The organism is Psychrobacter sp. TS_SC_6, assembly GCF_056156305.1.
In genome coordinates this window covers 2049142-2063464 of sequence record NZ_CM149590.1, presented here as the reverse complement: position 1 = coordinate 2063464, position 14323 = coordinate 2049142, and the positions used below count along the sequence as shown (strand labels likewise).

Here is a 14323-nt window from a genome sequence, read left to right as displayed (position 1 = left end):
TGATGGTCATCATCGTGATTAACAGTAGATAAGAATTAATAATGCTCAATAAGGCTTAGTATCAGCCTCTTCTCTTAGCGTCACAAGGTTTTCAACGCGGCGCTGCAATACTTTGCCCTCAGCAACTGCCTCCCATAATGCGCAGCCTTTACTATTATGAGTATGGCGACAGTCGCGGAACTGACAGTCACCAGATAGTGGCGCAAGCTCAACAAAGCCAGAAATAATGTCATCAGGCGTCAAGTGCCAAATACCATACTCGCGAATACCAGGGGTATCGACGATGCCGCCTTGGGTCAAATCGGCTGGATTAAAAGGCAGTAAGCGACTGGTGGTAGTGGTATGTTGACCAAGTTTTGAGTTATCAGAGATGATATTCACGCTTTGTGCTGATTCAGGTAGCAGCGCATTGATCAAGCTGCTTTTACCGACGCCAGATTGCCCTGCGAAAATAACCAGCTTTTTATCTATATAGCGTTTTAGTTCATCAAGTCCTTCCTGCTCATCGCTATCAGCGACGTTTTCTGGACAATCAACTGAGGTCAAAACGCTTTCATAACCAAGTGCGGCATATTGCGCCAATAACTCATTGGTACCGACGCCTTTTTCTTGAGCCAATAAATCGGCTTTATTGAGCACCAATAAAGGCTTGACCCCAGCATGATGGCAAACGACTAAATAGCGATCTATAAGGGTCGGTGCGGCAGCAGGTAAGGGTGCAAATACGATCGCTAAAATATCGACATTGGCAGCGACAGGCTTGAGCTTATGATAGCGGTCAGGTCGGGATACCAATGACGTACGTGGTTTCACTGATTCTATCCGACCAAATCCTGTATTAGAGTCAGCATTCCAGCGCACTTGATCACCTGCTGCTAGCATCGGCAGATTGGTTCGTACGTGGCAGCGCCAAATATCACCGAGTGCCAACGCTTGCCAAAACGGCTCAGGGTCATCAGGTGCAACCTCAGGCTGCACGGGTATGAATGCTGGTAAACTGGTTACTTGTACTTCCAACTGCTTGCCATAATGCGCCATGACCACGCCATCCATCAAACTGTCATCGATACTGTCTTGACTTAATAATTGCTGCTTATCGATGCGCCGAATCTGTTGTTTCGTTAGTTTGCGTTGTCGGATTAATGCCATGGGTTGGTAACCTATTATAAAATATTGCTCAGTGTAGCGTGAAAATTTGCTAACATACAGCCTAAAGCGCCTGCACTGGGCAGAGATTTTGTAATATTTTAGTATTCATACATTCTAAGTGAAATTCACAGCTGCCTAAGTACAAACATTTTTTGCACTAAGACAGTTAGATAGGCGCATTATTTTATTCACATTGCTATTAAAGCATTGCTTGTAAGTTGTCTCAAACTTTATTGACCATAGGATATTTTATGACCACCGGCGACCATCCCAATAAAATTAAAATCAGAAACCAAGGCAAAAAAGGGCTGGTATGGATTGATTTAGAAATGACCGGACTTGATACTCTAAATGATGAGATTATCGAGATAGCGACTGTTGTCACCGATGAAGATTTGAACGTCCTTGCCGAAGGACCTGTCTTTGCGATTAAAGTATCAGATCAAAAGTTAAATGGTATGGATGACTGGAATACCAAGCAGCATGGGCAGTCAGGACTGGTCGACCGTGTACGTCGTAGTACGGTGACATTGGCTGAGGCGGAAGCTGAAACCATTAAATTTTTGAATAAATGGGTTGATAGTGGCAAGTCGCCGATGTGCGGTAACTCGATTTGCCAAGACCGCCGCTTTATGGCACGTCAAATGCCAGAATTAGAAAAATTCTTTCATTATCGTAATCTTGATGTGTCGTCTATCAAAGAGCTGTGTTTCCGCTGGCGTCCTGATGTTCTCAAGAATTTTGAGAAAGGCGGCAGTCATTTAGCATTAGATGATATTCGTGATTCAATTCGTGAGCTTAAGCACTATCGTCAGCATTTTTTTAAACTGATACCTTAAAATCGGCACCTTAGAAAAAAAGGTATCAAAAAAGCCTTCAGATGAATCAAGCGCTACGATTGGGCTAATTTTTTTGAAGGCTTTGAGAAAGGAGTCTTTTGCTCTTAAAGGCATATAGAATAAAAGCAAGAAGCGTTAACAGCTTATGAAGATGTAGAGAGTTTAAAAGAAAAATATTATATAAGTCAAATATTCGTATAATTTATCGGGCACAAAAAAACCTCAAGTAAAGTAATACTTGAGGTTGAAACTTTTGTATTAAAACTAAGTTTTAAATATGGCGCAGCGGACGGGACTCGAACCCGCGACCCCCGGCGTGACAGGCCGGTATTCTAACCAACTGAACTACCGCTGCTTAGGTCGTACTTAGTTTATTTAACCACTTAGCCTATTACTTAATAGTAACGCTATACTAAATAGTGGTGGGTGATGACGGATTCGAACCGCCGACATTCTGCGTGTAAGGCAGACGCTCTACCAACTGAGCTAATCACCCTTCGAACAATTGCTAGGCAATTTATTCAACATCAACTGAGCTCTAAGTTTGTCACTAAGCTCTGCTGCTGTGGGTGTGTATTATATAGATTTACACATGGCTGTCAAACACTATTTTACATTTTTTTAAAAATGATTATTAAAAAGGCTTTTGAGAGTATGGCTAGATGCTGTGACAGCACATATGGCAACTACCTAGTCAGTGAATAGTTACCTATTGCGTGGCGGATAAAAGCCTCTATACTTGATTGCTTATATTTGATTATATTCTGCTATTAAAGGTTGGAGGCGAAAACAATAGACTCTTTATCTACTACTGAGCAGCAAGTGGCAGCATGGTCATGGACAGACTTTGCTGGTCTTGGTCTGGTCTTTCATATTATTTTGATGATCGTGATGACCTTGCGCATTGTCTCGGTACAGCGCAATATTGGGGTGGCAATTGCATGGATAGCGGTTTTGTTTACTTTGCCCGTATTTGGCTTGATGGCTTATGTTCTGGTAGGTGAGCCGATGATAGGTCGGCGTTATCGCCAGCGCATGGATCAGGCGCGGCTATTGATGAATGAGATGGCACAGCGCGAGCGCTTGATATTTGATGAAGGGCAAGAGGTGCTGCCAACCCATTATCGCGGAGTCAGCCATATTGGTACGCGCTGGACAGGGTTTGGGGTTTTCTCAGACCACGATATGCAGCTGTTGACGCACGCCAATATTATTTTTAAACGTTTGATTGATGACATCGATGCCGCTCAGCGCAGTATTTTGATGGAGTTTTATATTATTTATCCTAAGGGGCAGGTGCTTGATGTTATAGAATCATTAATGGCAGCCGCTCAACGCGGAGTTGAATGTCATATTCTGATTGATAGTGTGGGGAGTTTTAGTTTTTTTAACAGTAAAGCCCATCGAAAATTAGAAAAAGCAGGCGTTTTTGTCCATCAGTCATTGCCAGTAGGGTTATTTAAAACGTTATTTAAGCGTTCAGATCTACGTAACCATCGTAAAATCGTAGTCATTGATGAGTATATCGGTTATATCGGTAGCTTTAATTTGGTCGACCCTAAGTTTTTTAAGCAGGATAAAGACGTCGGTGAGTGGATTGATGTGGCGATACGCAGTGTCAGTGATAACGACATCAGTATTGCTACTGCGATGGCAAAAGTAGTGGCAACTGATATTGGTGCGGAAAATAGCGACAATCTAGATGCGTTGCATCAACGAGTCAACAGCTACACACGTAAGCTATATGTGCGCAATCCGACGATTAATGACATCAATAGTCGCATTAAAGTGTTGGATGAGGGGCTAGAAAATGTAGAAAACCCCTGTACTGGTGCGATGTCGACAGTGATTCCGCAAATGCCGATAGTAAAAGGCGTGGTCGCGCAGCTGATTCCTTCAGCGCCACAAGTGACCGCTCACGTTATTTATAATACCTTAGTCACCGTTTTACATCGTGCTAATCACTGTATTTGTATCACAACGCCATACTTTGTACCGGATGAAGCTTTGTCAGGCGCGCTAGTGACGGCAGCCAAGCGCGGGGTAAAAGTTACACTGATTATCCCTGAAAAGGTTGATTCATTCTTAGTTCAGCACGCCTCGCAAGCGTATTACCAAGAGTTGTTAGAAGCGGGCGTTTCCATTGCTCTGTTTAAGGGTGGTTTGCTGCATGCCAAAACAGTAGTTATAGATGACGATTATTGTCTATTTGGCACCGTCAATATCGATATGCGCAGCTTTTATCTGAACATGGAAGTCAGTTTGGCGATTTATACGCCTGAAATGGTCGCGCAAGTTGCCGCTTGTCAAGATTCGTATTTACAAAGCTGTCGTTTTTTAACCTTGGATCAGTGGCAACAGCGTCATAAGGCTGAACGCTTGTTTGATAATGTGATACGCTTATTTAGTCCATTATTGTAGCACTACATATTTTAAGTTAAGGTAAGCACTATATTTTGCATAATTGCCTTTAGTTCATTGCCTCTATGATTAATTTATTTTTTTAAAGGATACGCGTTTCTTATGTCTGCATCGCCCTTAACGCCTCTTGATTATATTGCAGCAGGTTATTGGCAAGATTTTTTGGCAAGGCGTGCTGTCGCAGGTGGTATCGCTTACGAAGTGGATTTGCATCACTGTGGTTTGGATGAATCGCTGGCAAGCTTGCAGCGCATAGATACGCTACTGTCGCAGATACGCCGCGATATGGTCAAATCAGGCATTTGGGATGAAGCAACGTTATTAAAAGATGAACGCTATCGTAATTTTATGGTGTTTTTGGCGTTTTATGCAGGACGAGTATTGGCGCAGCAATGTCAACAATCGGCGCGTTGGTTTGGTCAGTTCGAGCTAGATGCCCGCTATCCTGAGTTAGTACCGAGCAACGATGATTTTTATCAGCATATGGCGATGTTTTATGGCGCTGATACTGATATTAAGACCAAAAAAAGCAGTGATAAAAGTAGTATGCCGCTTTTCTTTGCTTTAGAACCGATAGGGGTGCGTTTATTTGGTCATATCGACCGCGCGTTTAAATCGGCGCAAGGTGGTCAAGTTGCTAGTGGCTTATATCAAGGGGTGAGCGCCAGATTACCAAAAGCTGTCAATCATCAGCCTCATCTGGTTGGTACGACCATAGCAGATAAACCAAACACTCAAACAACAAATGAAAAGGTATTTATTGAGAAAGTAGGCCTTGAAAATAGTAGCACATCCCTTTATTTGAATAGTAAGTCGTCCATAGATATGGTGACAACTCAACTTTCAGATGACAAAGTGGACAATGTATCTTCTATATCAGCTACTACAATTACATCAACGCCACTAGCAGAAGATATAGAAATAACAAACGTAACGGTAGCACCTATAGTAGAACCAGTAAAAACCACAGCAGTCGCAAAAAAACCACCCACGCCAGAGATTTTTAGCCAACTATTAACAGACCTACATGAGATAGAAGTAACACAGACCACGGGCGAAACTGAATATGAGAAGGCGTGCAAGGTTTTAGATCAGTTTGAACGTCATATTGCAAAGCAAGAAAAACCCCGTAAGCAAGTCATCTTTTCAGAGGCGCATCTGCAAGCAAAGCAGCAGGCCTTATTGGGATTAGAAGACGCTGCGAATGCAGGAAACAGTGCTGCGATGTTACGCTTGGCGATGTATGAGCTGCTCGGCGAAGGTCTGATAGCAAACGAAGGCGCTGATAAAGTCGCTGGTATAGAGGCTGGGGTTGAATGGGTGCAACAAGCAGCAGGTAAAAATGACAGTCGCGCTCAACGTTTACTGAGTAAAATGTATTATCAAGGCGTAGGGGTTACGCAAGACCTTAAGATTGGTAAATATTGGCTCGAGCAAGCGGCAGAAAATGGGCACATCGAAGCGGCAAGCTTGGTCGGTCAGTGGCAACAAGCACAAACGTTAATCAATACCCAAAAGCAAGAGCAGCATAGCCTTAAGCGCTATCAGCTATTGTTTGCAGTGATTATTGTGATTGCCTTACTCATTATTATTTTGGTCTAAAAAACGATGACCAACATCCTTGAATTTAAAAACGTATTGTTTGGCAATAAATTCAGGTAGAATTGGTGCGTTTTTTGTGCGCGACTCCTATTATCTGCTCCATTAATTATCTGGGCTTTTGCATGCCATCTTCTGACACCTCAAAAAATCTTTCTATTCAGGCACAGCCTCTGCAGAGCCATGCGGTATATAAGCCGCCTACGTATTATCAAGTCGGCATAAGCTTATTAAAGCCGTTATATCGCCTGCAAGTATGGCACCGCTCGCATGCGCGTGATAATTATCAGCAAGAAGTTGAACAGCGTTTTGGTAAGCGTTATCCTGCGCCTCCTATAGCCACAGAAACGTATCTGCCAGCTGAGGATTTGAACAGCAGCATCAATGTTAATAAGCGAAATAAAACCATCTGGTGCCACGCGGTCTCTTTGGGAGAAACCAATACCGTTGCACCATTATTGGATGCACTATTGTCTCGTGGTTATCGGATATGGCTGACCAACACTACCCAAACTGGTTTTGCGCGCGGTGCAAGTCGATTTGCAGAAGACATTGCGCAAGGTCGATTAAGTCACAGTTATGTGCCGGTTGACAGTCCGGTGGTGATTGAGCGCTTTTTGACTCATGTACAACCTGTTGCTGCCTTATTTGTAGAAACAGAGCTATGGGCAAATATCTTAACCAAATTATCTGAGCATCATATGCCAAGTATCTTGGTGAATGGGCGACTGTCAGCATCTTCTTTTAAAAGCTATCAAAAAATTGGCGCAGTCAGCACCAGCATGATGAAAAATTTGAGTTTAATCATTGCGCAAGATAATGACTCCGCCAAACGCTTTCGACAATTGGGTGCGCATAGCGCCCAAATCCGGGTGGCAGGCTCGCTAAAATGGGTCATTAATACGCCTAAATTGTCTAATGTACATGAAACAGATAATGATAAGGCGATTGATATTGTAAATAGCGAGCAGGCAGAGTTAGCAGAAAAAACGAGTGTGGCGGTGAGTGATTTGGGCGTAGTCAATCGCCCAATTTGGGTAGCAGCAAGCACTCATAGTGGTGAAGAAGATACGGTACTGTCATGGCAGCAGCAATTACTGTCGAACCCTGCATTGGCAAAAACGCTACTTATTATCGTTCCACGCCATCCAGAGCGTTTTAATGAAGTGGCAACGCTGATTCAACATTCAGGCTTGACCATGGCACGGCGCAGTGCAGCAGAAACTATCGACCTAACTACCCAAGTCTATCTGGCGGATAGCATGGGTGAGTTAATGCATTGGTATACGCTTGCTGATGTGGCATTGGTTGGCGGCTCATTGGTCGAGGTTGGTGGACATAATCCGGTTGAGCCGGCAAGTGTGGCGACACCAGTATTGATGGGTGTTCATACTCAATCTTGCCAAAGCGTCGCGGATAAACTGGCGAGTGTCGGGGCGTTATATCAGCCAAATAACCCCTTTTATCAAGCGATTGGTCATCATAGTCAGCCAAAAAATGAGAATTTACAATCTATCGATGACGAAACGCTTCTTTATCAACAACTGAAATATTGGCTGAGTCATTTAACGTCGGCTAAGCAAGCAGGACAAGCAGGCGCGCAGATGACGGAGCAGCAGCAAGCCGTATTAAGTCGTCAGTTAACGATGATTGAAAAGGTCATTGAGCAGCATGAGCATCAAAATGTTAGCCAAGAGTTAGATTAAGAGCCATTATGAACTGTATCTTGTTACCCGCTAAAAACTTCTCTAATGAATCTGCCTACATCAATGCAGCGGCGCAAATTGAACATGTGAATCAAGTTTTGGGAGCTAAAGTAGGCGATACCCTAAAAGTTGGGCAGCTAGAAGGTCATCTTGGCAGCGCTGTCATCACCGATATGACACCAGAACGTATTTTGCTTGGTAATGTAGATTTAAAAATAGCGCCGCCGTCTAAGCTTGACCTTACAGTAGTGCTGGCATTGCCACGACCAAAGGTGCTGCGCCGTTTAATTATGGACATGACTGCGCTTGGCGTCCGCGATATTATCTTGATTAATAGCTATCGTACGCAAAAAAGCTATTGGCAAAGCCCGATGCTGAATCGCCTTGATGAGTTTGTATCAGAAGGTCTGCAACAAGGCATTGATACCGTCGCCCCGCGTATCAGTTTGCAAAAACGCTTTAAGCCCTTTGTTGAAGATGAATTGGCAGAGCTCATTACCAATCGTGCGATCGTAGCGCATCCTTATGGGGCATTATCATTTTCGCAATATATACAGCAACAGCTAGAAAACGCTGAATCACCTCAGCAAATACTACCAAGTATGGTTTTTATCGGTGCAGAAGGTGGCTGGATTGACTATGAAGTTGAGATGCTTGCAAGGCAAGGCTGCCAAGCGGTAAATATTGGTGCACGAATATTGCGCACCGAAGCCGCGGTCAATGCTATCTTGGGGCAGTGGCTGTTGTAAGATAATAACTGCCATAAGTCTTAATTAGAAATGGGGCAATATCCATTTTCATCACATAAATTTCTGTTTTAAAGCTATGGCAAGCCGTATTAATTGTCGATTATCTAACTAAATAATCGGGCTAAATAAATGTATTGATAATTAATCTCATTTCCCTTAGTATATGTCTTTCCAGATATTAGGGGTCGCGTCAATCTATGATTTCTAATGTCATTTATCCTATCTATCTGCCGCGCTATTATGGGGAAAGCCATGTCATTGAATGTAATCAGTGCAAATTTATCTTCTACTAAGCTTACTTTACCAGTTGCCGTATTTGGCATGATGTTGGCGCTTGCTGGCTGTAGTAAGTCATCGACGCCAGAAGAAAGTGTTGATGCCGAAACGACTGCGCCAAGCACTGAGCAAGAAGTAGCAAAAACAGAAGCGGCTACCGCTGATGGACAGACAGTGACTATTTACTCATCACGTAATGAGCAGCTAATCCAGCCATTGTTAGATCGTTATACTGAACAGACAGGTGTGAAGGTTGAGCTGGTGACAGACAAAGATGGTCCACTGATGGCGCGTCTGCAAGCAGAAGGTCAGAATACCCCAGCCGATATGCTTTTGACAGTTGACGCAGGTAACTTATGGCAAGCGGCTGAGCAAGGTTTACTGCAACCTGTTGCTTCTAGCGTTTTGGAAGCAAATGTACCGGCTAAGTATCGTGATCCAGAAGGTCGCTGGACGGGTTTGTCATTGCGCGCCCGTACGATTTTTTATGACCCAAGTAAAGTCAGTGCTGATCAGTTATCCACTTATGCAGATTTGGCGGATCCAAAGTGGAAAGGCAAATTGTGTCTACGCACCTCGAAAAAGGTTTATAACCAGTCATTGGTTGCGAGCATGATGGAGCATTTAGGTGCTGAAAAAACAGAAGCTGTTATCCGTGGTTGGGTTGATAACTTAGCAACCGACGTATTTAGTGATGATACCAGCCTACTAGAAGCCATCGCTGCTGGTCAGTGTGAAGTGGGTATTGCTAACAGCTACTACTATGGTCGCCTGCTTGATGAAAAACCTAACTTCCCAGTAAAAACATTTTGGGCAAACCAAGGTACGACAGGCACGCATGTGAATATCTCAGGTGCTGGTGTGGTAGCGGGTTCAGACAATGCCGATGGCGCATTAAAACTGATGGAATGGTTGTCCTCTGATGAGGCACAAGGTCTTTATGCTAGTGCTGATAAAGAATTCCCAGTAAAAGTTGGAGTCGATGAGTCAGAGATGCTTAGATCTTGGGGTCAATTCAAACCAGATGACATCAATGTACAAAAATTTGGTGAATTACAAACTCAAGCCATTCAAATGATGGACAAAGCTGGCTATAAATAGAAGTCTGCCAGTCATTTAATGGAGTTATGATACGTATGACACGGTAATAACTTATGATAACAATGCCAGAATCGTCTGCAAGTCAGAACAATACTGTCAATGAAAGCAATGAGATAGGCAATACGAGTAATTCTATTCGCCAAGACCATGCTACCCGTAAACGTGTCATCTCGAAATCAGTCTTAGGACTGATTTCGTTGTTTATGCTAGTACCGATTTTAATCGTGCTATTGTCATGGACACAGCCCGTCGCTGATATTTGGGGGCATATGCGCGAGTACGTATTGCCGCAAGTCCTCAAAAATACGGCTATTTTATTATTAATGGTCACAGTAATTTCTGGCACGATTGGCACGGCATTGGCATGGCTTACGAGTATGTACCGCTTCCCTGGACAGCGGTTTTTTTCGTGGGCGCTGATGTTGCCGCTTGCTATGCCAGCTTATGTCTTAGCATTTGTCACAGTTGGTATCGTTGATTTTAGTGGACCATTACAAACGGCATTAAGAGATTTTGGTTTTACGACTGCTATCCCGTCAGTACGTAATGTCTGGGGTGCAGGGCTGATCTTGTCATTGGCATTTTATCCTTATGTGTATTTGCTGGCGCGCCAAGCCTTTTTATCTCAGGGTAGGCGAGCTATTGAAGCTGGGCAGATGCTTGGCTTAAGTCGTAGTCGAGTATTTTTTCGGTTGGCATTACCGCAAGCATTACCTTGGGTCATCGGTGGTTTGCTACTGGCAAGTATGGAGACACTAGCAGACTTTGGCGCGGTGTCAGTATTCAATGTTGATACTTTTACTACTGCCATCTATAAAGCTTGGTTTGGGTTTTTTAGCTTGACGACCGCAGCGCAGTTGGCAGCACTATTAATTGGTGTGGTCTTCATCGTCGTCTTGTTTGAACAATATTGGCAAGCAAAACGCGGTAATATTATTGCCCAAGGTAGTAGCCAACGTTTTGAGGTCAGTAAACCTGCTAGGTTTGCTATGACGCTGCTTTGTACGCTGGTATTTTTGATCGCGTTTTTGATCCCCTTTGCACAGCTTATCTATTGGACAGCGGCAAATTTTCAGCAAGATTTTGATGCCCGCTATATTGATTTTGTCATCAATAGCCTCATGATTGCTAGTATGACCACTGCGTTTATTGCGGTCTTGGCGATTATGATTGCGTGGATTAAGCGTCAATATCCGGACAAATCTACCAAGCTTATGACTACTTTAGCCAATTTGGGTTATGTGGTGCCGGGTACGGTATTAGCGGTCGGTATCTTTATTCCAATTGCTTGGCTTGATAATCAGCTGATTGCTTTTGGTATAACCTCTACGCAGTTCTTATCTGGCAGTGTGATTGTTATGCTGCTCGCATTATCAACACGTTTTATGACGGTGAGCTTTCAGCCGGTAGACCGTCAGCTTCAGCGCTTGACCGTCAATCAAGAAGCGGCGGCTAAATTGCTTAGCGATAGTCCTTTTCAGCGCTGGCGGCAAGTGATGTTGCCCGTATTGAGTCCAGGGGTATTAACGGGTTTGCTGATGGGTTTTGTCGAAGTGATGAAAGAGATGCCGATTACTTTGATGACGCGGCGTCAAGGTTGGGATACGCTAGCCGTTCGGGTATTTGAGATGACCAGTGAAGGCATGTGGGGACGCGCTGCCTTGCCAAGTTTGTTGATTGTATTGGTCGGTCTTATTCCTGTTTGGATATTACTGCGTCAAAGCGATAAGCAGGGTTAAGGTATTTTTTTAATTAAAGTATTGTGCTTAAATGATCAACGGATTCTAATTGGTGCTTCTCAGGTTATTCACACTTTTAAAGTTTCATGTTTTTAACGTCTAATATTTTGAATGTTGTGACGCTGGATTTTCTTCACTAATAGCTTATTGGTACTGTCTATGTATACTGACTTGATGAACGATTCAATAAATCCAGCACATGCTGATGCTGTAGAGCCTCAGAGTAAAGCACGACAAAGTAATGTGAAAAAGCCACCTGTGACTATTCTGACTAAAGCGCAAATGGCAAAGGCTGTCGCTGAGAGAGAATTGCGACAAGGTATTGCTGGTGTAGATGGCTCATGTATAAAGAAACATGAGCCCGCTGCCACTCAGCCCTATTTTAGGGTACAGGATTTGGTAGTGGGTTATGATGATACCATCGTGGTCAATGGTTTATCGCTAAACTTGCAGCAGGGTGAAATTGGCTGCTTTTTGGGTTATAGCGGCTGCGGAAAGACCACGGCATTAAGAGCGATTGCAGGATTAGAGGAGAGTCGTAGCGGCAAAATCACGCTTAACAATCAGAGGCTGACAGAGCAAGCAGCGCGACTCTCATTTGCTGTTGCGCCTGCCAAGCGCGGCATGGGGATGGTATTTCAAGACTATGCGCTGTTTGGACATTTAAGCGTGGCAAAAAATATCGCTTTTGGTCTCAATAAATGGTCAGCTGCCGACAAAAAAGCCCGTGTTGCTGAAATGCTAGCGTTGGTAGAGCTGTCTGAACACGCTGATAAGCGTCCCAGTGAGCTCTCAGGTGGGCAGCAGCAGCGGGTGGCATTGGCTCGTGCATTGGCGCCGAAGCCGAAGCTACTGCTACTCGATGAGCCGTTTTCGAACTTGGATGTGGTGCTGCGTGAATCCCTAGCCATGAATGTCCGCGATATTCTTAAGCGCACCAATACCACCGCTATTTTGGTCACTCATGATCAAAATGAAGCGTTTGCGCTCGCTGATAAAGTTGGGGTGATGCATAAAGGTAAGCTGGTACAATGGGCGACCCCAAGTGAGCTATATCATGAGCCAGTCAGCCCGTTTGTTGCGGAGTTTGTCGGTGAAGGAGCGATGATAGACGGCATCATCAAAGAAGGCCATGTCGAGACGGCACTTGGTAATATTTATCGACGGATGGAAGTCTATGATGCGTCCGGTCAGCCGCAGTATTGTGAGTACGATTATCCGAATGGGACGCCGATTAAGGTATTGGTGCGTCCCGATGATATTATCCATGATGATGACAGTACGCAGACCGCATTGGTCGTTGGTCGGGTATTTCGCGGTGCCAACTACTTATATCGCTTGCAGCTTGCTGATGGTCAAACAGTATTGTCTTTAGTCGCCAGTCATCATAACCATGAAATTGGCACGCAAATTGGTATTTTGCCAATTCTCGAGCATGTCGTGGTATTTGATGAAAAAGACATCAACGCCACCACGTGGTCCGAGTATGATAGGTCAGAACGGTTTGAGGACATCTGATAGCGTTTATTACGTTATTTTTGTTACAAGAACGCCTGATATTTAAGGGTTAAGGTTTTTAAGATGCCTGTACTTAAGAGGCACGCGTCGCTAACAGATGCAAGTAGCGTCCAAGCCATTTATAGGGCTCCAATTGCGAGTAGCGTAGCTCCATGCGTATGACCGCTTCAGGATCATTGTGCCCACCACGTTTAAGTGGCGAATAATCATGAAATACTCGCAGACCACTAGCGACTTGAGTACTATAGTCGTGCGCCTGTAGCCACGCTTCAACCTCTTCTTTTGCCACTGGATGATTGGGCGTTAGGCTCTTTTTATTGTCGGCTTTATAATCTGTATTATCGAGTAAGTTAAAATTGCCCATTATCAAATTGCGATAATCAAAACTCGCTGGATTATAAAAGCACAGTGAAATTGCGCCTCTCGCTGTCAGGTATTGATCAAAGAAATCCATCACCGCCGCAGGTTCTGCCAACCATTCAAGCAGTGCATGACACATAATTAAATCAAATTTTTCCGTCTTATCAGCCAATTTTTCTTCAAGCTCTTGATACGGGCAGACATGCCATGTGATCTTTAGATTGTCATCATATTGTGCAGCGCTTGTTTGCGCTTTTTCTAGCATATTGGCTGAGATATCATTGATGACAAGCGTGTGCTCTTGAGCCGCAAGCTCAATGCCAATTTGCGCCAGCCCTGCACCAACATCTAAAATACGTAACGGTCGCCCAAGTTCGCTGCTCGTCTGCGCGCAGTATTCAAAAATATCACGGCGTAATACTGCTAATCGAATGTCTCCCTTTAAGCCACCATAAACCTTTTTTTCAAAATGATCGGCAATCGTATCAAAGCTACGGTCCGTACGCACATCTTCCTTTAACGCTTGTACAGTCAAACTTTCTGTAGAGTCTATCGCATCGTTATTATTAATATATTGAGGATTGGTTGGCATAAAAGGTTATCTGTATCAGAGAGTTTATGGTGGCGTATCGTACAATAAAGCAGAGCGCTAATCTAGCGTTGACGTCTTTTTAGGATTGTTTTTAAATTGCATGAATCTATAGTAAGCTCAGTATAAAAACGATACAGCGGAACTGGAATGAATTTTTTGCAGCCTCTGTCTGCTCAGGCACAGCACACCAGAAAAATTTATACCAGTGCTGCGTCAAAACATGAGGTATCTGCTTTATTTAGAATCGACTATATAGCTCGGATTACCCGCTACT

At 43.9% G+C, this 14323-nt stretch carries 10 protein-coding genes and 2 tRNA genes; 8 read left to right on the top strand and 4 right to left on the bottom strand.

Annotation, left to right across the window (positions count from 1 at the left end; translation table 11 throughout):
• Positions 1-45: 45 nt before the first annotated feature.
• A complete protein-coding gene (rsgA, locus tag AC0J5Y_RS08685) occupies positions 46-1149 on the bottom strand; it encodes a ribosome small subunit-dependent GTPase A (RefSeq protein ID WP_475130322.1) in 1104 nt (367 codons plus the stop codon).
• 251 nt (positions 1150-1400) lie between these two features.
• On the opposite strand from rsgA, the gene orn reads away from it, so the two are divergent.
• A complete protein-coding gene (orn, locus tag AC0J5Y_RS08680) occupies positions 1401-1988 on the top strand; it encodes an oligoribonuclease (RefSeq protein WP_475130321.1) in 588 nt (195 codons plus the stop codon).
• A 278-nt stretch (positions 1989-2266) separates the two neighbouring features.
• Here the strand turns inward: orn and AC0J5Y_RS08675 are convergent.
• Together AC0J5Y_RS08675 and AC0J5Y_RS08670 are read right to left on the bottom strand one after the other, a co-directional pair.
• A tRNA-Asp gene (locus AC0J5Y_RS08675) sits at positions 2267-2343 on the bottom strand.
• Between the two features lie 65 nt (positions 2344-2408).
• Positions 2409-2484: transfer RNA gene (locus AC0J5Y_RS08670), tRNA-Val, on the bottom strand.
• Between the two features lie 326 nt (positions 2485-2810).
• On the opposite strand from AC0J5Y_RS08670, the gene AC0J5Y_RS08665 reads away from it, so the two are divergent.
• The 7 genes from AC0J5Y_RS08665 (at position 2811) to AC0J5Y_RS08635 (ending at position 13097) form a co-directional block, all read left to right on the top strand.
• Positions 2811-4409, top strand: coding sequence for a cardiolipin synthase (locus tag AC0J5Y_RS08665; protein ID WP_475130320.1), 1599 nt, complete (start codon positions 2811-2813; stop codon positions 4407-4409).
• 102 nt (positions 4410-4511) lie between these two features.
• Positions 4512-6011 (top strand): tetratricopeptide repeat protein, encoded by a 1500-nt coding sequence (locus AC0J5Y_RS08660; RefSeq protein WP_475130319.1) that lies wholly within the window; start codon positions 4512-4514, stop codon positions 6009-6011.
• A 122-nt stretch (positions 6012-6133) separates the two neighbouring features.
• Positions 6134-7714, top strand: a complete 1581-nt coding sequence (locus AC0J5Y_RS08655; RefSeq protein ID WP_475130318.1) for a 3-deoxy-D-manno-octulosonic acid transferase — start codon at positions 6134-6136, stop codon at positions 7712-7714.
• An 8-nt stretch (positions 7715-7722) separates the two neighbouring features.
• Positions 7723-8463, top strand: coding sequence for a 16S rRNA (uracil(1498)-N(3))-methyltransferase (locus AC0J5Y_RS08650; RefSeq protein WP_475130317.1), 741 nt, complete (start codon positions 7723-7725; stop codon positions 8461-8463).
• Between the two features lie 252 nt (positions 8464-8715).
• Positions 8716-9840: an extracellular solute-binding protein gene (locus AC0J5Y_RS08645; RefSeq protein ID WP_475132137.1), complete on the top strand. Its 1125-nt coding sequence runs from the start codon at positions 8716-8718 to the stop codon at positions 9838-9840.
• A gap of 53 nt (positions 9841-9893) precedes the next feature.
• Entirely contained in the window at positions 9894-11579 is a 1686-nt protein-coding gene (locus AC0J5Y_RS08640) for an ABC transporter permease (protein ID WP_475130316.1), read from the top strand.
• 159 nt (positions 11580-11738) lie between these two features.
• Positions 11739-13097, top strand: coding sequence for an ABC transporter ATP-binding protein (locus AC0J5Y_RS08635; protein WP_475130315.1), 1359 nt, complete (start codon positions 11739-11741; stop codon positions 13095-13097).
• A 73-nt stretch (positions 13098-13170) separates the two neighbouring features.
• Here AC0J5Y_RS08635 and AC0J5Y_RS08630 read toward each other — a convergent pair whose 3' ends face one another.
• On the bottom strand, positions 13171-14049 hold the full coding sequence (locus AC0J5Y_RS08630) for a methyltransferase (RefSeq protein WP_475130314.1): 879 nt from the start codon (positions 14047-14049) through the stop codon (positions 13171-13173).
• Positions 14050-14323 lie beyond the last annotated feature (274 nt).

What these genes read in the sequence shown, in the direction of transcription:
- AC0J5Y_RS08630 (WP_475130314.1), bottom strand. Translation starts at nt 14,049, where the DNA reads ATGCCAACCAATCCTCAATATATTAATAATAACGATGCGATAGACTCT.
- AC0J5Y_RS08660 (WP_475130319.1), top strand. Translation starts at nt 4,512, where the DNA reads ATGTCTGCATCGCCCTTAACGCCTCTTGATTATATTGCAGCAGGTTAT.
- AC0J5Y_RS08635 (WP_475130315.1), top strand. Translation starts at nt 11,739, where the DNA reads ATGTATACTGACTTGATGAACGATTCAATAAATCCAGCACATGCTGAT.
- rsgA (WP_475130322.1), bottom strand. Translation starts at nt 1,149, where the DNA reads ATGGCATTAATCCGACAACGCAAACTAACGAAACAACAGATTCGGCGC.
- AC0J5Y_RS08640 (WP_475130316.1), top strand. Translation starts at nt 9,894, where the DNA reads ATGATAACAATGCCAGAATCGTCTGCAAGTCAGAACAATACTGTCAAT.
- AC0J5Y_RS08645 (WP_475132137.1), top strand. Translation starts at nt 8,716, where the DNA reads ATGTCATTGAATGTAATCAGTGCAAATTTATCTTCTACTAAGCTTACT.
- orn (WP_475130321.1), top strand. Translation starts at nt 1,401, where the DNA reads ATGACCACCGGCGACCATCCCAATAAAATTAAAATCAGAAACCAAGGC.
- AC0J5Y_RS08650 (WP_475130317.1), top strand. Translation starts at nt 7,723, where the DNA reads ATGAACTGTATCTTGTTACCCGCTAAAAACTTCTCTAATGAATCTGCC.
- AC0J5Y_RS08655 (WP_475130318.1), top strand. Translation starts at nt 6,134, where the DNA reads ATGCCATCTTCTGACACCTCAAAAAATCTTTCTATTCAGGCACAGCCT.